Origin of the sequence: Stakelama pacifica, from assembly GCF_004361835.1 — a bacterium.
Taxonomy (GTDB): domain Bacteria; phylum Pseudomonadota; class Alphaproteobacteria; order Sphingomonadales; family Sphingomonadaceae; genus Sphingomonas; species Sphingomonas pacifica.
Map to the genome: position 1 here is coordinate 67259 of NZ_SNWD01000010.1, position 21957 is coordinate 89215.

Consider the following 21957-nt stretch of genomic DNA (forward strand, 5'->3'; position numbering starts at 1 on the left):
ATATTCCGATGACGATCAAAATCCTCCATCTGTTTTCCAGCTTCGACCCCGGCGGCAAGGAAGCGCGCGCGGTCCGGCTGATGAATGCGTTCGGCGATGCCGCCCGGCACACCATCGTGTCGGGGGTGCCGGGGGCGCTGGGCGCGCGCGAGGGAATCGCGAGCGGAATCCGGTACGAGATTGCGCAGGACCCGCCCGCGCTGACCGGCAGGCCGTCGGTGAAACGCTATGAGATGCTGGCGCGGGCCATGGCGAAATTTGACCTGGTGCTCACCTATAATTGGGGCGCGATTGACGGGGTGATGGCAAAGCGGGTCTTTTCCGGCAAGCTGCCGCCCGTGATCCATCATGAAGACGGGTTCAACGAGGACGAGGCTCGCCGCCTGAACCCGATTCGCAACATGTATCGCCGCGTCGCGCTGCCCGCCGCCCATGCGCTGGTCGTGCCTTCCGAAAAGCTTGAAAAGGTGGCGACGCAATATTGGAAGGTGCCCGACGGGCGGCTCCACCGGATCTCGAACGGGATCGATACGTCGCTTTACGGCAAGCCGGCAAAGCCCGACGCTATTCCCGGTTTCACGAAGAAAGAGGGTGAGATCGTGATCGGCACGATCGCGGGGCTGCGCCCGGTAAAATATTTGCCTCTGCTGCTGCGCGCGGTCGGCGGTATGGCGTTTACCGTGAAGCTGGTGATCGTCGGCGAGGGGCCGGAGCGCGAGAATATCCTGGAGACCGCCGAGCTGATGGGGCTGGAGGACGATCTGGTAATGCCCGGATTCCTGCCCGATCCGCACCGCTATCTCGGCCTGTTCGACATATTCGCGCTGTCGTCGAAAAGCGAACAGCAGCCGATTTCGGTGATGGAGGCAATGGCGGCGGGCCTGCCGGTCGTCGCGCCGCCGGTCGGCGATGTGCCGAAAATGGTGGCGGCTGACAATGCCGAATATCTGTGCCCCAACTGGAATGCGGTGGGATTGCGCGACCGGTTGCAGGTACTCGCCAAAAACAAGCGCGCGCGCGACCAGCTGGGCAAGTCGAACCAGTTGCGGGCACGCGCGTTGTTCGATGAAAAAGCGATGGTGGCTGCTTATGCCCGACTGTATGGAGGGGCGATCGGGCGTCCTGACGCTTTTAATCAGGGTTAATCGCTCGCCATTTCACCGCAATATGTTTAGGCTATCGCCGAATTAAATTGGAGGATCTGTGTTCAAAGGCCTGAAGCCTATCCTGTATAATGGCCGCGAAGTCTGGCCGCTCATCGAGGGCGGCAAGGGCGTGGCGGCGACCAACCATGCCAGCGCCGGTGCCTGGGCGGCAGCGGGCGGCATCGGAACCGTCTCTGCGGTGAACGCGGACAGCTATGACGCCGAAGGCAAGATCATTCCGCAGGTTTATCATGCGCTTACCCGGCGCGAGCGGCATGAGGAGCTGGTCGAATATGCGATCGAGGGCGCGGTGCAGCAGGTCAAGCGCGCGTTCGAAATTGCGGGCGGCAAGGGCGCGATCAACATCAATGTGCTCTGGGAGATGGGCGGCGCGCAGCGCGTGCTGCACGGCGTGTTGGAGCGCACGCGCGGCATGGTCGCCGGCGTCACCTGCGGGGCGGGGATGCCGTATAAGCTCTCCGAAATCGCGGCGAGCTATAATGTCAATTATCTCCCCATCGTAAGCTCGGGCCGGGCGTTTCGCGCGCTTTGGAAGCGCGCTTATTCCAAGGCGTCCGAATGGCTGGCGGCGGTGGTGTATGAAGACCCGTGGCTTGCGGGCGGGCATAACGGTCTGTCGAACGCCGAAAATCCGCTGGAGCCGCAGGACCCCTATCCGCGCGTAAAGGCGCTGCGCGATACGATGCGCGAGGGCGGGATTTCCGACGATGTGCCGATCGTGATGGCGGGCGGCGTGTGGTATCTGCGCGACTGGGACAACTGGATCGACAATCCGGAACTTGGCAGCATCGCCTTTCAGTTCGGCACCCGGCCGCTGCTGACGCAGGAAAGCCCGATTCCGGAAGCGTGGAAGGCGCGGTTGATGGAGCTGGAGCCGGGCGATGTCCTGCTCCACAAATTCTCGCCCACCGGTTTCTATTCCAGCGCGGTGCGCAATCCGTTCCTGCGCAATCTGGAAGCGCGTTCGGAGCGTCAGATCGCCTTTTCGAAGCAGGAGGCGGGCGACCATGCGTTCCAGCTCGACGCGGGTGTAAAGAGCAAGAATTTCTGGGTGACCCGAGGCGATCTGCTGCGCGCGCGCGAATGGGTCGGGCTCGGCTATACCGAAGCGCTCAAGACGCCCGACAACACGCTGGTGTTCGTGACGCCGCAGGAGAAGGAGGAAATCCGTAAGGATCAGGCGGATTGCATGGGCTGCCTCAGCCAGTGTCAGTTCTCATCCTGGGCGGATACCGAGACGAATTCGACGGGGCGGCTCGCTGATCCGCGCTCCTTCTGCATTCAAAAGACGCTGCAGGAAATCGCCCATGGCGGGCCGGTGGACGAAAATCTGATGTTCGCCGGGCACAATGCCTATAATTTCAAGAAAGACCCGTTTTACTCAAACGGCTATGTCCCGACGGTAAAGCAACTCGTCGATCGTATCCTGACCGGCGATTGAGGCGAGGGCGGGGTGGAGCGGCCGGTCCGCCGCACCCTGCGTCGTGACTGGAGGGGCGGTGCCGGTTGCCGTCCGGTGCAGGGCGTAATTGGTGGTTGCGGTTAGCGCTTCGTTGCACTGCTCCTCACAACTGCATTGGAGGGTCGGTCGCGCTGCATGGGGGCGGTGGCGACAAGAGACGCTCCCCGCAATCGTGCCGTCACCCCGGACTTGTTCCGGGGTCCACCGTCCCGCAAGGGCTTTAACGGTTGTGATGGCTGAACCGTGGATGCCGGAACAAGTCCGGGATGACGGTTGGGGGAGTGCCCCTCCGCTCTACCGCCAGCCCTCCAGTACCTGATCGGGCGGGCGGTGGCCGTCGGCCCAGACGCGGATATTGGTGATGACCTTTGCCCCCATGCCCTCGCGCGCCTCGACGGTGGCGGAGCCGAGATGCGGAGTGAGCACCACATTGGGCAGCGCGATCAGGCGCGGATCGACTGCCGGTTCGTTTGTATAGACGTCCAGCCCGGCGCCCGCGATACGGCCCTGTTCCAGCGCCTCGATCAGCGCATCCTGATCGATGATCGCGCCGCGCGAGGTATTGATGACGAAGGCATGGTTGCCCAGCAGCGCGATCCGCCGGGCGTCGATCAGCATTTCGGTGTCGCTTGTGTGGGGCGTGTGGATCGACACGATATCGACCGCGGCCAGCATCGCGTCGAGATCGGCATGCCAGACCGCGCCGAGCTGCGCCTCCAGCACATCCGGAACGCGGTGGCGGCTGTGATAATGGATCGACAGGCCGAAGGCGCGGGCGCGCGCCGCCACAGCCTGACCGATCCGGCCCATGCCGACAATGCCGAGCTTTCGCCCGCCGATGCGGCGTCCCAGCATCCCGGTGGGGCGCCATCCGCTCCATTCGCCGGCGCGCAGCATCCGCTCGCCCTCGGTCATGCGGCGCGGAACGGCGAGGATCAGCGCCATGGCAAGATCGGCGGTATCGTCGGTCAGGACGCCCGGCGTGTTGGTAACGACGATTCCCGCCGCCTTCGCCGCCGCCATGTCGATATGGTTGAAGCCCGCCCCGTAATTGGCGATCAGCGCCAGACGCCCCTTGCCCGCAGCGATGACGTCGGCGTCGATCCGATCGGTGACGGTGGGGACGAGCACGTCGCAATCGGCTGCCGCGCGGGCGAGCGCATCAGCGTCCATCGGCAGGTCATCGGGATTGCCGACCATGTCGAACAATTCGCGCATCCGCGCCTCGATCGGATCGGGTAGGCGGCGCGTGACAAGGACGCGCGGATGGGCAGTACGCTGGCGGTCGGTCATCGCAAAAGAGAATGCGGGGCGCGGCAGGATCAGTCAACGGTTGAAGCGTCGTGCGAGATCGCTGTAACGCATCGATACGATCAGAAGGAAAAGGGCGTCTCATGCGGATATCGGGGAGCATCATCGCGGCTTGCGCTGCCATTGCGGTTGCCGCGTCTGTATCGGGCGATGCGAACGCGCAGCAGCGAAAGACGCCTTATTATGCGTCCATTTCCGCCGGGAAAGCGCATATGCGCACCGGGCCGGGGCGCAATTACCCGATCAGCTGGCTGTATCAAAGGCGCAATCTGCCGATCCGCGTGGTCGATATTTATCAGGACTGGCGCAAGGTCGAAGACCCGGACGGCACGCAAGGGTGGATGCAGGTGGGGCTGCTGAGCGCCGCGCGCACCGCGATGGTGACCGACACCATCGCCCCGATGCGCAATTCCCCCAGTGCGAGCGCAAGCATCAACTGGCGGGCGGTGCCCGGGGTGGTGGGGAAGATCGGCGATTGCAAGCGCGGCTGGTGCTGGTTCGATGTCGACGGGCGCGGCGGCTATGTCGAACAGTCGCATCTTTGGGGTGTCGATCCGGGCGAGGAATTGTAACTGCGCGCGGTCAATCCTTCCGGCGCTTTGCCCGCGCCATTGCGAAGAACAGGATCGCGGGAATGCCGATCCCGAGCAGCAGCCCGCTCGCCGAGCCCCATATCGATCCTACCTGACCGCCGATGATTCCGCCGATGACCGCGCCCGACAGAAAGAACAGCACGGGAAAGAGGCAGCCGAGCGCCATCATGGGATATATCTCCAGCATGGATATGCGCGGGCGGGCGCGCAAAAAGGGAAGCCGCGAACAGAACGCCGCGGCTTCCCTAACTTATCCGTATAAAGGCGTCAGCCCTTTAAGGATCAGCGGTGGAGATCGTAGCGATCGGCCTCCATCACCCGGGTCCATGCGGCGATAAAGTCAGTCACGAATTTCTCGTTCGCATCGGAAGCGGCATAGACTTCTGAGATAGCGCGAAGCTGCGAATTCGATCCGAAGACCAGATCGGTGCGGGTCGCGCGCCATTTTTCGGTGTCGCTCGCCCGGTCGGTGCCGATAAATTCCTCATCGCCCGATTCATCGACTTCCTTCCACGCCACGCCCATGTCGAGCAGGTTGACGAAGAAGTCGTTGGTGAGCTGACCCACGCGGTCGGTCAGCACGCCTTCGGGCCGGCCCTGATAATTGGCGCCGAGGACGCGAAGCCCGCCGACCAGTACCGTCATTTCAGGCGCAGACAGGCCGAGCAGCTGCGCCCGGTCGAGCAGCAGTTCCTCTGTCGGAACGCTCATCCGGGTCGAGAGGTAATTGCGGAATCCATCCGCCTGCGGCTCCAGCGGGTCGAAGCTTTCGGCATCGGTTTGCGCATCGGTCGCGTCGACTCGGCCGGGGGTGAAGGGCACTTCCACGTCGAAGCCTGCATCGGCGGCGGCGCGGCGCACACCAACCGTGCCGCCGAGCACGATCAGATCGGCGATCGATACCTTCTTGCCGTCGGATTTCCCGTCGAAATCCGCCTTGATCGAGTCATAGACCTTCAGAACCTCGGCAAGCGCTTCCGGCTCGTTGACCGCCCAGCCGTTTTGCGGAGCAAGCCGGATGCGCGCGCCGTTCGCACCGCCGCGATGGTCCGACCCACGCCAGGTAGAGGCCGACGCCCATGCGGTTTTGACGAGCTGCGCCACCGACAGACCCGAATTCGCGATCGCGTCGGACAGTGCGGCAATGTCTGCGTCGTCGATCATGGCATAGTCTGCTTCCGGCAGCGGGTCCTGCCAGATCAGATCCTCGTCCGGAACATCGGGGCCGAGATAGCGGATACGAGGCCCCATGTCGCGATGAGTCAGCTTGAACCATGCCCGGGCGAATGCATCGGCGAACTCGTCGGGATTGTCGCGGAAATGCTCCGAAATCTTCCGATATTCGGGATCGACCTTCAGCGCCATATCGGCAGTGGTCATCATGGTCGGAACGCGGCGGTCGGGGCTGTGCGCACCCGGTGCCATATCCTCGGGCGCGACGTCCTTTGGCTGCCACTGCTTCGCACCGGCCGGGCTGGTGACCAGTTCATAGTCATAGTCGAGCAGCATGTGGAAATAGTTCATCGTCCACTGGATCGGGGTCGGGGTCCACGCCCCTTCCAGACCGCTGGTGATGGTGTGATCGCCCATGCCGCTTTCATGGCTCGACATCCAGCCAAGCCCCATTTGCGCGATATCGCCGCCCTCCGGCTCTGCGCCGACCTTCGACGCATCGCCCGCGCCGTGGCATTTGCCGAACGTATGGCCGCCCGCGGTCAGCGCGACGGTTTCATAATCGTTCATCGCCATGCGAGCGAAGGTTTCGCGGATATCGCGCGCCGATTTCGCCGGATCGGGATTGCCGCCCGGACCTTCGGGATTGACGTAGATAAGCCCCATCTGAATCGCGGCGAGGGGGTTTTCGAGGACCTTTTCCTTTTCCTCATCGATCCGGGTATCGCCGAGCCATTCGTCCTCGGTTCCCCAATAGACGTCCTTTTCGGGTTCGTAGATATCGACTCGCCCGCCGCCGAAACCGAAGACCGGGCCGCCCATCGATTCGATCGCCACATTGCCGGCAAGGATCATCAGATCGGCCCAGCTGAGCTTTCGCCCATATTTCTGCTTGATCGGCCACAGCAGGCGGCGTGCCTTGTCGAGATTGGCATTGTCGGGCCAGCTGTTGAGGGGGGCAAAGCGCTGATTGCCCGAAGAGCCGCCGCCGCGCCCATCGGCAGTGCGATACGTACCCGCCGAATGCCAGGCCATGCGGATGAAGAACGGGCCGTAATGGCCGTAATCGGCGGGCCACCAAGGCTGGCTGTCGGTCATCAGCGCGGTCAGATCGCGCTTTACAGCCGCAAGGTCGAGCGTTTTGAACGCTTGCGCATAGTCGAAATCGTCGCCCATCGGGCTGCCCGAGCGGCCATGCTGATGCAGAATGTCGAGCGACAATTGGTTGGGCCACCAGTCGCGATTGGTGCGGCCGAGGAGCGAACGCACCCCGCCGTCATGCTTCATCGGGCATCCGCCGCCCAGCGGGTCACCGGTCTTCGCGTCCATCGTCGATCTCCCGTCAAACATTCTAGATAGGCGGAAGGATAGGGCGCGGCGGATGCCGGGGCCAAACGATTATCCCGGTCAGTCAGACGAAAAAAATCACTTTTTCCCGCGCGCAATGTTCCGATGACGGTTGCTAATGCAAGTGATTGTCATTAGTCGGGCTAGGATGATAAGCCGACAGGGAAACAGGGTAAAATCGTGAAGAATATGAAGGTCGCGACATTCGCATTGCTGGCATCGACCGCGCTCGGCTGCGCGCCCGCTTTTGCGGGGGATATCGCTGCCCCGATCGTGGAAGCGGCGACAAAAGGCGCGGATATCGCGACCGGCGGCGACGATCAGCGCCGCGATATCGTTGTCACCGGCGAACGCACCGAGGGTGATGACAGCTATACGGTCGGCGATCAGAGCACGGCGACGCGCATGCCGCTTTCCTTGCGCGAAACGCCGCAATCGGTAAGCGTTGTAACCCGGTCGCAGATCGAGGATTTTCAGCTCAACGACATCAATGCGCTGCTCGCTACCGTTCCGGGCGTGGTGGTACAGGCGCAGGAAACCGACCGAATCTACTATTCGGCGCGCGGCTATGACATTCAGACGTTCCAGATCGACGGCGTCGGCCTGCCCTTTGCATTCGGAATCCAGACCGGATCGATCGACACCGCGATCTATGACCATATTGAGGTGGTGCGCGGTGCGCCCGGCCTGTTGTCGCCGACCGGCAATCCGTCGGCGGTGGTCAATTTCATCCGCAAGCGGCCGACCCGCGATCTTCAGGCATCGGCATCGGCGCAATATGGTTCGTACGATCATTTGCGGCTGGACGGCGATGTCAGCGTTCCGGTGACGAAGGACGGCAGCATCCGCGCCCGCGCGGTCGGCGCATATCTGGACGAGGACAGCTATCTCGACCGGTACGGGCTGAAGCGCTGGATCGGCTATGGCATTGTCGAGGCAGATCTTGGTCCCGATACCGTCGTGAGCGCTGGCTATGGTCACCAGAAGCATAAGAGCCGGGGTGCGACCTGGGGCGGGCTACCGCTTTTCTATACTGACGGAACGCAGATCGAATATGACCGATCGGCGAATTCCGCACCCGAATGGTCGCATTGGGGCGTCACCGACCGCCAGATTTTCGGCGATATCACGCACCATCTGAGCAGCGACTGGCTGATCAAGGTAAGCGCCGTCCGCCGCGCGATCACCGAAGAGGATGCGCTCTTCTATGTCTATCAAAATCCGGTACGCGGTGCGCCGGGTGGGATCGACGCCAGCGACCCGGACAGTATTAAAGGCATTGTTACCTATCCCGGCGCGTTTCAGGCGGAGACGCGCAACCTGACGCTGGATGCCTATGTCACCGGTAAGGTGTCGCTGTTCGGGCGTCAGCATGATGTGACCTTCGGCGTAAACCGGGCTGCACAGCATTATATTCAGGGGTCGGCTTATGATTTTGCGGCCATCGGACAGCCGATCTCGATCGAGGATATGCTGGCGGGAACCTTCCCCTATCCGAACTTTCCGACCGAATATGATTACACCACCACGTCGCTCAGCCAGGAAACGCATAGCCGCCGGGAAAGCGCTTATGGCCTTGCGCGGCTGAACCTGTCGGACCCGTGGAAGCTGATGCTGGGCGGCAGCGTTACGCATGCCATGCAGGAGGGTTATGCCTATGGCCCACGCGCCGATTACGATCATACGCGGTTCCTGCCTTTTATCGGCACGACCTATGATCTGACGCCCAATGTCAGCTTTTATGCAAGCTATGCCACGATCTTCAATCCGCAGAGTCAGATCAAACAGGGGGGCGGCATCCTTGATCCGATCGAGGGCGATAATATCGAAGGCGGGCTGAAGGGCGAATGGTATGAGGGGCGGCTCAACGCCAGCGTCGCTTTCTTTCAGGCGCGGCAGAATAACACCGCCGAGGCTTTGCCCTTCGATCCGACGATCGGTCAGACCGTGTATCGGGGCGTCGATTCCAAATCGCAGGGTATTGAGGTCGAACTGGGCGGCGAACTCCTGCCCGGATTGCAGGCGACCGGTGGCTTTACGATGATGCGGATCATCGGCGATGAGCATCAGGATGCGCGCACCTTCGTTCCGCGCCGGACGGCGAACCTCAACCTCAGCTGGACCCCGGTCGGCTTCGATCGGCTGAAGCTGGGCGCGGCGATGCGCTATCAGAGCAAAATCTATCTCGAACCCGAAGATACCGTGTCCGACACCACCGGAGAGCAGGTGCGGATCAATCAGGGCGGCTATGCGCTGGTCGATCTGTTCGCGGGGTATAAGCTTACCGATCAGGTGCGCCTGAGCGTCAATCTGCGCAATGTCACCAACGCCAAATATCTGACCGCGCTGAATGCCAGCCAGTCGCATTATGGCGCGCCGCGTACGGTGCTGGGCACGATCAGCGTCGGGTTCTGATCGTGGCGGGGGCGGACTTTCTGGTAATTGCCGGATCGGCGGCGGCAGCGGCGTCGATACTGGTGCTGCGCGTCGCATGGTCGCGTTCCCGGCGGTCGATAGCGATCAACCTGTCGGCATGGACCCTGATGCTGGCGGGCGCGGTGCTGGCCGGGCTGGGCTATGGCGCATGGGGTGTCAGCGTGGCGGGGCTTGCCGCGACCGCTGCGGCATTCATGCTGCTCGCAATTGCCGCGATCCGCAGTCCGAAGGGGCGGGCAGAGGCGCCGCGGCGCCGAGCGCATGTCCTGTCCGCGAGGGGCGAACCGATGCACCTGCTTCGCCGCTTCGCCACCTTTCTGCTGACCGTGCCCGGAGCGGCAATCGTGTCGGTACTGATCGCGATGGTTGCGCGGCAGGCGAGCGAGGGAAGCGGGGAGGGCAATGCGAATATGATCGCGGTCTATGCCATGCCCCTCGTCTGGGCGGTGCTGATGAGCGCGATGCTGATGCAGGAGCGGCAGCGCGCGCGGATCGTGACGCTGATCGTACCGGCGCTTGCCTCGATGGCGCTGCTATGGGCAGGGGGCGGTGCATGAGCATTATTTCGAAGGAGGCGGTGCGCAAAGGCCTGTCGGCGCATGCGGTGATCGGCCTGCTGGCGAGCGCCTTGCTGTATATCGTGTGCGTCACCGGCACGCTGGCCGTATTCCATCAGGAAACGCAGCGGATCGAACAGCCCGGTGCGCCCGAAATGACGGCCATCGCGCCCGAAGCGGTGCAGCGTGCGGTGGCGAACGTGCTGACCAGCGAACCGGCGGGCAAGCCGATCACGCATCTCTATGTGCAGCTTCCCGATGGGGGCCTCCCGCGCACTGCGATCACCACCGACAACCGGTCGCTCAACGTCGCGCCCGACGGCTCGATCACCGGGCCGCAGGAAAAGGGGTGGTCCGAATTTGTCGCCGAGCTGCATTATACGTTGATGCTGCCGCAAATCTGGGGGCTGGTGACGGTCGGCGCGCTGGGCGCGATGATGCTGGCGCTGACGATCACCGGCGTGATTGCGCATCCGCGCATCTTTCGCGATGCCTTTCGCCTGCGCGCGCGGCATGGCAGCGGGGTGGGCCTTGCCGACTGGCACAACCGGCTGAGCGTCTGGACCCTGCCCTTTTCGATCGCCATCGCGCTGACCGGCGCGCTGATCGGGCTGGCTTATCTCACCAATTACGGCCTGTCGAAACAGTTTTACGGTGGTGACGCGCTGGCCGCTTATGCCCCGATTTTCGGGAAGGAACCGGAGCTTGACGATCCTTCGGTAAAAGTGCCCGATGTGGCGAGCGCGCTGCGCGGCGTGGCGCAGCGCTTTCCCGAGGTGCGGCCCTATTTCGTCGTGGTGCACGAACCTGGAAGCCCCGAACAGCACGTACAGGTGATTGCGCGGGTTCCCCACCGGCTGATCTATGGCGAAAGCTATAATTTCGACGCGCATGGTCGCTTTTTGAACAAGGTCGGCATGTCCGACGGGTCGCTGGGACAACAGGCGGCGGCGTCGAACTATAACCTGCATTTCGGCAATTTCGCCGGATTGCCGGGCAAGATCGCCTATTTCGTGTTCGGCGCAGCGCTTTGCGCGATCATCGCGACGGGGCCGCTGCTCTGGCTGGGCAAAAGGCGTCGGCGCGGGCTGGTCGAGCCAAAGCTTGCCGCCAGCTGGGACGCAGTGATGTGGGGCGTGCCGGCGCTGATGCTGATCACCTTCGCCGCGCGTATGGCGATCGGCGACGGCGTGCCTTTCACCGCAATCTTCTGGATCGGGCTGGCAGTGATCCTGATCGGCGCTGTCGTGCGGGCGGGGCTCGGGGCTCGGGGCGCGGGGCGCGGGGCGCGGGGCGCCGGATCGTCTGATTAATACCGAACTGCAATAGCCGGGACTCACTGCCAGGATCGTCATCGCGAGGAGCGCAGCGACGCGGCGATCCAGCGGCCGCGCACGCCGCTTCTGGATTGCCGCGCCCCTTTGGGACTCACGATATGTCTGGATCAACGTAGGTCGGTATTAGCTCTGCTGAGGGCGCGGGCAAAGTCGCTGCCTGCGGGATGCTGGAACAGGCGCAGCCCGAATTCGGGCAGGATCGCGATCAGATGGTCGAAGATATCGGCCTGCGCCGCTTCATATTCGACAAAGCCGGTGCGTGCGATGAAGCAATAGATTTCGAGCGGCAGCCCCTCCGGCGTCGGATCGCGCTGCCGCACCAGCCGCAGCATATTCTGCGCGACCAGCGGATGATCGCGCAGATACGCTTCGCAATAGGCGCGATAGGTGCCGATATTGGTGAGGCGGCGATGTTCGGGCTCGCTGCGATCCTTATTCCACGCCGCGATCTCACGCCGCTTCGCTTCGAGATAGGGTTTCAGCGCGCCGCGGGCCTCCAGCCGTTCGATCTGATCCGCCGTAAGATAGCCGACGCAATTCTGATCGATCGGCAGCGCGCGCTGAATCCGCCGCCCGCCCGATTCCTGCATCCCGCGCCAGTTGCGGAACGATTCGGAGATCAGGCGATGCGTCGGGATCGTGGTGATCGTCTGATCCCAGTTCTGCACCTTGACCGTGTGCAGCGCGATATCGATGACATCGCCATCGGCATTGAGCTGCTGCATCTCGATCCAGTCGCCGACGCGAATCATGTCGTTCGAGGCGAGCTGGACCGAGGCGACCAGCGACAGGATCGTATCCTTGAACACCAGCATCAACACCGCCGCCATCGCGCCCAGGCCGGAGAGCAGCAGCAGCGGCGATTGCTCCATCAGCGCCGCGATCATCAGTATTACCGCGCCCAGATACACGATGATCTTCACCACCTGCACATAGCCCTTGATCGGGCGCAGGCGCGATTCGGGGCGGCGGCGATAGAGTTCGTTGACGATGCTGAGCCCCGCGCTGGTCGCACGCGCGAAACTCAATACCACGATCGCGGTGCAGACATTGCCGGTGACCGATTCCACTTCGGTCGAAAGATGCGGGACCAGCCGGACCCCATGTTCGACGAACAGCGTCGGAACGATCGTCGCAAGTCGCTGAAACACCGACGGCAGTGACGGGAGGTCGTCGTCGAACGACACCCGGTCGAAATAGCGCCAGAGGATACGCAGCAGCACATGGCGGACGAGCGCGCTGATCGCAGCAGCGCCGAGGGCAAGCAAAGCGAGGCCGATCAGCGTTTCGGCAAGCTGACTGAGGCCGAGATCGGAAAGCGTGAATTCCATGGCGGACATGCTACTACCGCGCGCAGGGCGCGGGGCCAACCACCGCCCGAATTTTGGTGCCGGACATAGTTGGGGGAAGGTGCGTTGTGACTTTTCAATTACTTATGAGAGGTTCGGCGCGCATGGAAGACAGTCCCACGGTTCAGGCGATCAAATGGGCAGCGACCGCGACCGGCGTTCTGGCAGCGTTCATGGTTTCGCTTGATCTGGGCCGCAGGACGGTGGGGGCAGGGTTCGTCATTTTCACCGTGTCGAGCGTGGCATGGATCACCGCCGCTGCGCTTTCGACCGACTGGGCGCTGGGAACGCAAAATGCGGTGCTGTTCGCGATCAACATTTTCGGCATTTATCGCTATCTGATCCGCGCTACACCGGGCCATGGCTGACTCTCTCTGGCTTTGGCCCGCGGCGCTTAGCGTGCTGGGGCTGATCTTCGGAAGTTTTATCGCGACGGTGGTGCTGCGCTGGCCCGAGGAGCGATCGCCGCTGCACGGGCGATCGGTCTGCGATCAGTGCGGCAAAAGCCTCAGCGCGGGCGAACTGGTGCCGCTGATAAGCTTTCTGGCGCAGCGAGGGCGATGCCGCGCCTGCGGGGGCAGCATATCGCGCGTGCACCCCGCATGCGAGGCGCTCGCCATGCTGATCGGCCTGTCGGCGGGGCTGGCCATGCCCGGCTGGGCGGGCGTTGCGGGCGCGGTGTTCGGATGGCTGTTGCTGACGCTGGGAGCGCTCGACTGGCGCGCCTTCTGGCTGCCCGATCTGCTTACCGGTGCGCTGGCGCTTGCCGGGATCGTCGCCGGGCTGTGCGGGCTGATGCCGTCGCTTATCGATCGGGCGATCGGCGGAGCCGCGGGGTTCGCCGCGATCTGGCTGGTGGCTGCGGGATATCGGCACCTGCGTGGGCGCGACGGGCTGGGCGGCGGCGATGCCAAGCTGGTCGGGGCGATCGGACTGTGGCTCGGCTGGCGGGCCCTGCCGCTGCTGGTGCTGAGCGCGAGCCTGATCGGGCTGATCGCAGTGCTGAGCGCGATTCTTCGCGGGCAGCGCATGGCAGCGACGACGCCATTGCCGCTGGGCACGATGCTGGCGCTGGCGGGATATGCGCTATGGCTGACCGGCGCAGGATGAGCAGCGTGGGCTTGCGCCTAGCGACCCGCAGAGGCTGGCGCTGATAAGTCCGTATATCATCGGACAAAAGCCGGATTTTTGAAATTGGTAGGGTTGCGGTTGCCGTAAGGGAAATGCAGCCATGCTACTGTACGTTCGCAGCTGCGATAAACCGGGAAGCGGCAAAAAAAGGGGCCGCCCGAAGGCGACCCTTGAAAAGTTTTAGGAGAGGATGCCTGAAAAGGCCTGACCCTTGTGCATCGCAGCAAAGCCGAATGCAAGCGTAAAATGCATGTTCAGCTAAAAAATATAACCAATCAGTCGATTTGGTAGTGAATTGGTTTGAACGAGCCGCCGTTGGAATCAGGCGCGGAACAGGCGGTAAGGCCGATGATGAGATCCATCTCGGCACGCAGTTCGATCCGGTCGCCCGCCTTGCTGATCGGTGGAAGTACTTTCAATTCGCCGGTTTCGCCGTCGATCGGAACATTCATGAAGCAGTTGAACGCAACCGGAATGTCGTCCTCCTTCACCCCATAGGGGGCCAGCGCCTCGGCGAGATTGCCGAAACAGCCTCGATGCGGCGGCTGGTCGGGATAGAAATGGTGGAACGTATCGACCGAACAGGGGGTAAGCAGGAAATCGTGCCGCCCGACTGTGTCTTGGATAATCTCCAACATCACGCCGGAGCGATTCGAATAGAGTTTGTGCCCGGTGGTAAGGCGGATCGTCTCGGCATAATCGAGCGTCCGCCCTGATGAGATCACTTCGTTCAGATCATCGGCGTTGAACGCGAGAAGATCGGCAACCTGCTCCCCCTTGGGGTCGATGACGGTCAGTACCTGCCCCTTGTTCAGGCGGAACGCAGTGCCGCTGCGCTCGGGAATTACCTCGACGCTCATTGGTCGCTCCCATGATATTCGAAGGGCGGTTTCCAGTCCGGATCGACGATCCGCCCGCTATATTGGCGTGCCTCGCTCGATTCGCCATGGGCGGCGAGCATCGGATTGCGCGATCCGGCGAGTCGTTCGTCGCGGGTGAGGATTTTCTCGCGCATGCCTTCATATTTGCGTTCTTCGCGCAGCCGCTCGAACTGATCGTGCAGGTTGAAAACCAGAGCCGGGCGCTCGAACCGGCGGGCCGGGCGGCTGGCATGCGGATGCAGCCCGACGATGAAAAAGGCCTCGCCGCCGAAGCTGAGCGAAAAATGCGGATTTTCAGGGTCGGAACTGACGCGGTCATCGTAAGACTGGCCGCGCCAGACATCCTTGTCCGACAGCGACTGGACGCGCTTCCACAGCGCAGCCTCGAACGCTGGTTCGTTGAGATCGACCGGCCCTTCGAAGATTACTGCGAAGCTGCGATACAGCTGAGGGTCTTTCTTATATTCCTCGGCCCAGCGCATCAGCGCGTCATGGATGCGGACATCGTCCCATGCGCTGTCGATGGCATTGCAGGCGAGCGTGCGCAGCGTTCCGCGTGCCAGCGCCGCTTTTGCGCCGACACAGGGAAAATGCTTGTCCTCGACATGAGCGAATAAAAGGCTTTGCAGTCGCTCCTGCGCTTCGTGTTGCCAGTGGAACATGGTTTCTCGGCGATCCGCCCCTGATTTTACTTGTCGCTCACGAACGAAGCGGCAAAGGGCGGGTTCCGGCGCTTTAACCTTGATCAACCAATTGATTTGCCAGCGATAGAGCCCTCCGGCTCAACGCCGCACATCGGCCTTGGGAAAGCCCGCCCAAGCCGAATCATAATCGCGTTGCGCGCAGGTGCACGCAAAGGCCGTCGGACGGAAAACCCAGCGGCTTTCGACCATGAACGCCATGGTGTTTTCGATCTTATGCGGTTTAAGCTCCGCCTCGCTCGCGCCCTTCCAGCTGGCGACATCGGGGCCATGGCCCGACATCTGGTTGTGAAGCGACAGCGCGCCGGGACCGAACCCCTCGGCCTTTGCGTCATAGGCGCCGTGGATCAGGCCCATCGCCTCGCTCATCACATTGCGGTGAAACCATGGCGGGCGGAACGTGTCCTCCGCCACCATCCAGCGCGGCGGGAAGATGACGAAATCGGCATTCGCCGTTCCGGGCACGTCGCTGGGCGAGGTGAGGACGGTGAAGATCGACGGATCGGGATGGTCGAAACTGACCGTGCCGATCGTGTTGAAGCGCGCCAGATCATATTTGCACGGCGCGAGATTACCATGCCACGCGACGACATCGAGCGGCGAGCGCCCGAGATCGGTGCGCCAAAGCTGCCCGAGATATTTCTGGACCAGTTCGAATTCGCCCTCAACATCCTCGAACCACGCGACCGGCGTTTCGAAATCGCGCGGATTGGCAAGGCCGTTCGACCCGATCGGGCCGAGATCGGGGAGGCGGAAGGGGGCTCCATGATTTTCGGCGACATAGCCGCGCGCCGATCCGTCGGGCAGCGTCACGCGGAACCGCACCCCGCGCGGGACCACCGCCACCTCTCCCGGCGATAAATCGATCCGGCCCAGTTCGGTGAGCAGCGTCAGCCGTCCCTGTTCGGGGATGAAGAGTAACTCACCGTCCGCAGAGACAAAGGCTCTGCGCTCCATGTCTTTGTTCGCGCGATAGATATGCACCACCGCGCCGCTCTGCGTCTCAGCGCCATGGCTGGCGAGCATCGTCGTCATGCCGTCGACCCAGTCGACATCGCCGGCATCGCTCATCGCGAGCGGCGACCAGCGCATGCGGTTGGGGGATAGCGGCGCACTATCGGGCCGCGGATCGAAATGCGCCGCGCCCTGATAGGGTGTAAACGGCGGGTGCGCGGCGGACGGGCGCAGGCGATACAGCCACGAACGGCGATTTTCGCTGCGCGGCGCAGTGAAAGCAGTTCCCGAAAGCTGTTCGGCATACAGGCCGAATGCGGGTTTCTGCGGGGAATTGCGGCCGATCGGCAGCGCGCCGGACACTGCTTCCGTCGCGAAGTGATTGCCGAAACCGGTCATATATCCGTCGGACACGTCATGTACTCCGGATGGAAAAATGGGTGTGGTTCGTCGTCATGCTCGTTATTTTTATATCGCCCCCTGATGGTGGCGGGCATGGCGACGAACCACAGGCCTTGTTTCGCCGGTCCTCCTGCGGACCTGGTCGGCCTCTCCAACTCGTCAGGGCTGTTTGCCCTTAAACCTCGCTCTTTTCCTTCGCGGGGATAACGCCGCGACGAATCTGGTCGAGCTCGATGCTTTCGAACAGGGCTTTGAAATTGCCCTCACCAAAGCCTTCATTGCCCTTACGCTGAATGATTTCGAAGAAAATCGGGCCAACCATATTCTGGGTAAAGATCTGCAAAAGCAGTCCTTCGCCGGTTTCGGGCGATCCGTCGATCAAAATCTTGCGATCGCGCATTTTTTGAATGTCGTGACCATGGCCGGGCAGGCGTTCGTCGATCAGGTCGTAATAAGTGTCGGGCGTGTCCTGAAACTTCACGCCGTTCGCGCGAAGCGCATCCACGGTTGCGAAGATATCGTCGGTGGTCAGCGCAAGATGCTGAATACCTTCGCCTTTATAATCGTTGATGAATTCCTGAATCTGCGAATGATCGTCGCGGCTTTCGTTCAGGGGGATGCGGATTTTGTCATCGGGCGCGGTCATCGCACGCGACAACAGGCCGGTTTGCTGTCCCTCAATGTCGAAATAGCGGATTTCGCGGAAATTGAAGATCGTTTCGTAATAATTCGCCCAGTAATCCATCCGCCCGCGTTCAAGATTATGGGTAAGATGGTCGAGCGTCTGAAGCCCGGCGGCATTGGCGGGCTGAGCGCCTTCGACCGGTTCGAAATCGGTGTCGTAGATCGTCTGATCGCCGTGACGATCGACCAGATACAGATTGGCGCCGCCAATCCCTTCGATAGCCGGAATGTCGAGCTCGCCGGGACCGTTGCTGCCCTTCACTTCCTTTGCGCCGCGCTCGACGGCCAGCTTCAGCGCCTTTTGCGCATCGGCAACGCGGAACGCCATCGCATTGGCGGAGGGGCCGTGCGCTTCGCGGAAGCCAGCGACCTGACCCTGCGGCTCCATGTTGAGGAGGAAGTTGATATCGCCCTGATTATAGCGGCGCACATTCTTGGTCTTGTGCGTACCCACATGGGTGAAGCCCATTTGCGTGAAGAGCGTCGCCAGCGCATCCGGGTCAGGACCGGTAAATTCGACGAACTCAAAGCCGTTGAGGCCCATCGGGTTGTCGCGCGGTTCCATGATATTCCGTCCTGTGTTGTGAACTCGTTGCATTTGTTACTACCTACCAAGCCGCAACGTCGGTGTCAAAATCCATTTCGCTGCGATAGGCTGTCGTCAAAGAAACGGATTTGGGCAGGGATGGTGCCATGACGACGCTGCAACTGGACGCATTTCTTCCCTATCGCCTGTCGATCGCATCGAACCGCGTGTCGGGCGTAATCGCCACCGCTTATCAGGCGCTGTTCGGCCTGAAGATCCCCGAATGGCGGCTGGTCTGCGTGCTGGCCGAGGGCGGGGGGATGAGCCAGCAGGCGCTTGGCGTTGCGACCCGGATGGACAAGGTGATGGTCAGCCGCGCAGCGATTGCGCTCGTTGATCGCGACCTTGTCGAACGCGCGCCCAATCCCGGCGACCAGCGCTCGCACTTGCTGTCGCTAAGCCCGCTGGGCGAGCAACTTTATGAACAGATCGCGCCCAAGGCTCTGGAGATCGAACGCGCGCTGTTCGCCGATTTTTCGGCCGCAGAGCGGACGACGCTGGAGGCGATGCTGTTGCGGCTGGAGGCGGCCGCCGAAGCATATGAGGCGGATCAGACTTGATCCGGAGCGGCCAGCTGCTTTAAGCTTGCGGTGCCTCCCCGGACCATTTGCGTATCATCGTAGCTTGCCAAGGAGGAACCATGTCCCAGATGCTGTCCCGATCCGGTCTGAAGATTGCCGCGCCGCTCGCGCAATTTGTCGAGCGGGATGTGCTGCCGGGACTTGGCATCGACGCCGATTCCTTCTGGAGTGATGTTGCGGCGATATTCGATCGCTTTGCGCCCGAAAACCGGCGGCTGCTCGATATTCGCGATACGCTGCAGGCGAAGATCGACGCCTGGCACAAGGCCAATCCGGGGCCGATCCGCGATATGGCGGGCTATCAGGCCTTCTTACGCGATATCGGCTATCTGATCGAGGAGCCTCAGCCGTTCACGATTGGCACCGAGAGGGTCGATGCTGAGATTGCCGGGGTCGCGGGGCCGCAACTCGTTGTGCCGGTGCTCAATGCGCGCTTCCTGCTCAACGCCGCCAATGCGCGCTGGGGCAGCCTGTACGATGCGCTCTACGGCACCGACGCGATTCCCGGTGCGGCAACGCCGGGCGGATATGATCCGAAGCGCGGGGCGAAGGTGATCGCGCGCGCACGGGCGTTCCTCGATCAGGCGGTGCCGCTGAAATCGGGAAGCTGGGCCGATGCCCAATGGCCGGTGGAGCTCGCCGATCCGGGCCAGTGGATCGGCACCAGCGGCAATACGCGCCTATACCGCCATAACGGGCTGCATATCGAAATCGTGGTGGATCGCGACCATCGCATCGGCAAGGACGATCCGATGGGGATCGCCGATGTCGTGCTCGAATCGGCGATCACGACGATCGTCGATCTGGAGGATTCGGTCGCTGCGGTCGATGCCGAAGATAAGGTCGCTGCCTATGCCAACTGGCTGGGGCTGATGCAGGGCGATCTGCAAGAGACGTTTGAGAAGGGCGGCCGGACGCTGACGCGGCGGCTGAACGCCGATCGCAGCTATACCGCGCCCGATGACGGCAGCTTTACCCTGCCGGGGCGCAGCCTGCTCTTCGTGCGCAATGTCGGACATCTGATGACGACGCCCGCCGTGCAGCTTGCCGATGGGCGTGAGGCGCCGGAGGGGATTCTCGATGCGATCCTTACGGCGACGATCGCGCTGTACGATCTTCGCGGCCTCGGCCGATATCGAAACAGCCGGGCGGGGTCGGTCAACATCGTGAAGCCCAAAATGCACGGGGCCGACGAATGCGCCTTCACCAACAGCCTGTTCGATGCGGTGGAGGATATGCTTGGCCTTGACCGCCACACGATCAAGGTCGGTGTGATGGATGAGGAGCGGCGAACCTCGGCCAATCTTGCCGCATGTATTCATGCGGTGAAAGATCGGATCGTCTTCATCAATACGGGCTTTCTCGACCGGACGGGCGATGAGATGCACACCGCGCTATATGCCGGGCCGATGATCCCCAAAGCGGAGATGAAGACCAGCGACTGGCTGACCGCGTATGAGGATCGCAATGTCCGTATCGGCCTTCGATGCGGGCTGTCGGGCAAGGCGCAGATCGGCAAGGGGATGTGGGCGGCGCCTGACCGGATGGCCGATATGCTGGAGCAGAAGATCGGCCATCCCCGCTCCGGGGCCAATACCGCGTGGGTGCCGAGCCCGACTGCCGCGACGCTGCACGCGATGCATTATCACGCGGTCGACGTCTTCGCGCGGCAGCGAGAGATTGCGGGCGAGCCGGTGCCGGGCCTCGACCGGCTGCTGACGATCCCGGTTGCCGAGGGGCGCAACTGGCTGGCCGAGGAAGTAACGCGCGAACTCGACAATAATGCGCAGGGCATATTGGGCTATGTCGTTCGCTGGATCGATCAGGGCGTGGGCTGTTCGAAAGTGCCCGATATTCACGATATCGGCCTGATGGAGGACCGCGCGACGCTGCGCATTTCATCGCAGCATATGGCAAACTGGCTGCTCCATGGCGTGGCGTCGGAGGCAGATATCGACAGCGCCTTTGCGCGTATGGCCGAAAAGGTTGATGCGCAGAATCGCGGCGATCCGGGCTATCAGCCGATGGCCGGTCGCGAGGAGGAGAGCCTTGCCTGGCAAGCGGCGCGCGCACTGGTGTTCGAGGGCGCGGCGCAGCCGAACGGCTATACCGAACCCCTGCTCCACAAATTCCGGTGCCGGGAAAAGGCGCGGCATTAAAGCCGCCGCCCGGCGCGTCCGCATCAATAGCGGTCGCGCCGGGGCTTTCTCTGGCGTTTGCTGGGCAGCGTGTCGGCCATCACTGCGCCGCGATGGCCGAAGGGGCGGGGGCGGCCGGTGGTGCTGTCCACCCCGGTCTGGCGCTCCGCCTCGGCATTGATCTCGGCGCCGAGCAGCACGGCGTAGGACGATACGAAAAGCCACATCAGCAGCACGACGACCGCGCCCAGCGCGCCATAGGTCGCATTGTAATTAGCGAAATTCGCCGCATAGAGCCCGAACAGCAGCGTCGCGACCAGCCAGAGCAGCGTGGCTGCAAACGATCCCATTGACAGCCATTCCCAGCGCGCCTGCGCCCGGTCGGGTGCAAAGCGATAGACGAATCCGAAGCCGGTGCTGACGATCAGCGCAGCGACGATCCATGTCGCGATCTGGATCAGCATGACACCGACCGGCCCCAAAATCGACACCGCATGCTGGAGGTAACCGAACACGCCCGCAGCCGCCACGCCGACAATCGCGGCTACGATCGCACCGAGGGTGAGCAGCATCGACAACAAGGTGGTGAAAAAGATGCTGCGCTCGTCCACCTCTTCATAGACGACGTTCATCGCCTGAATGAGCGCGCCTGCCGCGCGCATTGCGCCGTAAATGGACAGTAAAAGCGCGATGGCGAGGCCGAGGCCGGTCTTGCTCGCCGCCTCGCTCGTTACATTGATGAGCTGATCCTGGATCAGGCGCGCGGCGTCGGCGGGGACCAGTTCGAAAATCTTCTGCATATGCTGCGCGACCGTCGCCGGATCGGCGACAAGGCCATACGTCATCACGACAGCGCCAAGCAGCGGGACGAAGGAAAGAAAGGCGTAAAAGGCTACCCCTGCCGCCATGAGCGACAAATTGTGATAGCCGGTCATTGAATAGATACGCCCGAAAATCGCCTTCCATGCGGGCCATGGATGGTGCCAGGGCCGGGTGGACTGAAAGCCCGGAATATTCGCGGTGTCCGCTTCGGCCTGCGGCATGGCGGTATCTTGCGCGGTCGCATTGCTGCTGTCGGTCATCGCGACTTCGGTCTCCCCTTGTTGCGCACCGCCAACGCGCGATCGGCCAAAAAGATCGGGAAGCGCGCCGGTAAAGCCTTTATTTC

The 21957-nt window shown here is 62.4% G+C and carries 19 protein-coding genes; 10 read left to right on the forward strand and 9 right to left on the reverse strand.

The window, feature by feature from the left end; genetic code table 11:
* Positions 1–8: 8 nt before the first annotated feature.
* Positions 9–1145: a glycosyltransferase family 4 protein gene (locus tag EV664_RS13825; RefSeq protein WP_133496314.1), complete on the forward strand. Its 1137-nt coding sequence runs from the start codon at positions 9–11 to the stop codon at positions 1143–1145.
* A 58-nt stretch (positions 1146–1203) separates the two neighbouring features.
* Positions 1204–2607, forward strand: coding sequence for an NAD(P)H-dependent flavin oxidoreductase (locus EV664_RS13830; protein WP_133496315.1), 1404 nt, complete (start codon positions 1204–1206; stop codon positions 2605–2607).
* 315 nt (positions 2608–2922) lie between these two features.
* On the opposite strand, the gene EV664_RS13835 is transcribed toward EV664_RS13830, so the two are convergent.
* Positions 2923–3921 carry a 2-hydroxyacid dehydrogenase gene (locus EV664_RS13835; protein ID WP_133496316.1) on the reverse strand — a complete coding sequence of 333 codons (999 nt, stop codon included), beginning with the start codon at positions 3919–3921 and terminating at the stop codon, positions 2923–2925.
* Positions 3922–4022: 101 nt separating this feature from the next.
* Here EV664_RS13835 and EV664_RS13840 point away from each other — a divergent pair, with 101 nt between their 5' ends.
* Positions 4023–4511, forward strand: a complete 489-nt coding sequence (locus tag EV664_RS13840) for an SH3 domain-containing protein (RefSeq protein WP_133496317.1) — start codon at positions 4023–4025, stop codon at positions 4509–4511.
* 10 nt (positions 4512–4521) lie between these two features.
* Here EV664_RS13840 and EV664_RS13845 read toward each other — a convergent pair whose 3' ends face one another.
* Both EV664_RS13845 and katG read right to left on the reverse strand, forming a co-directional pair.
* Positions 4522–4701 carry a hypothetical protein gene (locus EV664_RS13845; protein WP_133496318.1) on the reverse strand — a complete coding sequence of 60 codons (180 nt, stop codon included), beginning with the start codon at positions 4699–4701 and terminating at the stop codon, positions 4522–4524.
* Positions 4702–4814: 113 nt separating this feature from the next.
* Positions 4815–7034 (reverse strand): catalase/peroxidase HPI, encoded by a 2220-nt coding sequence (gene katG, locus EV664_RS13850; protein WP_133496319.1) that lies wholly within the window; start codon positions 7032–7034, stop codon positions 4815–4817.
* Positions 7035–7241: 207 nt separating this feature from the next.
* Here katG and EV664_RS13855 point away from each other — a divergent pair, with 207 nt between their 5' ends.
* The 3 genes from EV664_RS13855 to EV664_RS13860 are packed head-to-tail and all read left to right on the forward strand — an operon-like array spanning position 7242 to position 11358.
* Positions 7242–9467: a TonB-dependent siderophore receptor gene (locus EV664_RS13855; RefSeq protein WP_229668280.1), complete on the forward strand. Its 2226-nt coding sequence runs from the start codon at positions 7242–7244 to the stop codon at positions 9465–9467.
* Between the two features lie 2 nt (positions 9468–9469).
* Positions 9470–10045 (forward strand): hypothetical protein, encoded by a 576-nt coding sequence (locus EV664_RS19300; protein WP_162848860.1) that lies wholly within the window; start codon positions 9470–9472, stop codon positions 10043–10045.
* Positions 10042–11358: a PepSY-associated TM helix domain-containing protein gene (locus EV664_RS13860; protein WP_162848861.1), complete on the forward strand. Its 1317-nt coding sequence runs from the start codon at positions 10042–10044 to the stop codon at positions 11356–11358. The genes EV664_RS19300 and EV664_RS13860 overlap by 4 nt, the downstream gene beginning before the upstream one ends.
* Positions 11359–11489: 131 nt before the next feature.
* On the opposite strand, the gene EV664_RS13865 is transcribed toward EV664_RS13860, so the two are convergent.
* The gene (locus tag EV664_RS13865; RefSeq protein WP_133496322.1) at positions 11490–12713 is read right to left on the reverse strand and encodes a mechanosensitive ion channel family protein; all 1224 of its coding nucleotides are present in this window, start codon (positions 12711–12713) and stop codon (positions 11490–11492) included.
* Between the two features lie 122 nt (positions 12714–12835).
* Here EV664_RS13865 and EV664_RS13870 point away from each other — a divergent pair, with 122 nt between their 5' ends.
* Positions 12836–13099: a hypothetical protein gene (locus EV664_RS13870; RefSeq protein ID WP_133496323.1), complete on the forward strand. Its 264-nt coding sequence runs from the start codon at positions 12836–12838 to the stop codon at positions 13097–13099.
* The gene (locus EV664_RS13875) at positions 13092–13841 is read left to right on the forward strand and encodes a prepilin peptidase (RefSeq protein ID WP_133496324.1); all 750 of its coding nucleotides are present in this window, start codon (positions 13092–13094) and stop codon (positions 13839–13841) included. The genes EV664_RS13870 and EV664_RS13875 overlap by 8 nt, the downstream gene beginning before the upstream one ends.
* A gap of 296 nt (positions 13842–14137) precedes the next feature.
* Here the strand turns inward: EV664_RS13875 and EV664_RS13880 are convergent, their stop codons facing one another.
* The 4 genes from EV664_RS13880 to hppD all read right to left on the reverse strand — a co-directional run bounded on the left by EV664_RS13880 (position 14138) and on the right by hppD (position 18049).
* Positions 14138–14722, reverse strand: coding sequence for a DUF1989 domain-containing protein (locus tag EV664_RS13880; protein WP_133496325.1), 585 nt, complete (start codon positions 14720–14722; stop codon positions 14138–14140).
* The gene (gene gntA / locus EV664_RS13885) at positions 14719–15405 is read right to left on the reverse strand and encodes a guanitoxin biosynthesis heme-dependent pre-guanitoxin N-hydroxylase GntA (protein WP_133496326.1); all 687 of its coding nucleotides are present in this window, start codon (positions 15403–15405) and stop codon (positions 14719–14721) included. The genes EV664_RS13880 and gntA overlap by 4 nt, the downstream gene beginning before the upstream one ends.
* 120 nt (positions 15406–15525) lie before the next feature.
* The gene (gene hmgA / locus EV664_RS13890; protein WP_133496362.1) at positions 15526–16797 is read right to left on the reverse strand and encodes a homogentisate 1,2-dioxygenase; all 1272 of its coding nucleotides are present in this window, start codon (positions 16795–16797) and stop codon (positions 15526–15528) included.
* Positions 16798–16975: 178 nt separating this feature from the next.
* Complete coding sequence (gene hppD, locus EV664_RS13895) at positions 16976–18049, reverse strand: 4-hydroxyphenylpyruvate dioxygenase (RefSeq protein ID WP_188656438.1); 1074 nt, start codon at positions 18047–18049, stop codon at positions 16976–16978.
* A 128-nt stretch (positions 18050–18177) separates the two neighbouring features.
* Here hppD and EV664_RS13900 point away from each other — a divergent pair, with 128 nt between their 5' ends.
* Together EV664_RS13900 and EV664_RS13905 are read left to right on the forward strand one after the other, a co-directional pair.
* Positions 18178–18630, forward strand: a complete 453-nt coding sequence (locus EV664_RS13900; RefSeq protein ID WP_133496328.1) for a MarR family winged helix-turn-helix transcriptional regulator — start codon at positions 18178–18180, stop codon at positions 18628–18630.
* Positions 18631–18719: 89 nt separating this feature from the next.
* Positions 18720–20810 carry a malate synthase G gene (locus EV664_RS13905; RefSeq protein ID WP_133496363.1) on the forward strand — a complete coding sequence of 697 codons (2091 nt, stop codon included), beginning with the start codon at positions 18720–18722 and terminating at the stop codon, positions 20808–20810.
* A gap of 23 nt (positions 20811–20833) precedes the next feature.
* Here EV664_RS13905 and EV664_RS13910 read toward each other — a convergent pair whose 3' ends face one another.
* Positions 20834–21871 carry a YihY/virulence factor BrkB family protein gene (locus EV664_RS13910; RefSeq protein ID WP_229668275.1) on the reverse strand — a complete coding sequence of 346 codons (1038 nt, stop codon included), beginning with the start codon at positions 21869–21871 and terminating at the stop codon, positions 20834–20836.
* Between the last annotated feature and the right edge of the window lie 86 nt (positions 21872–21957).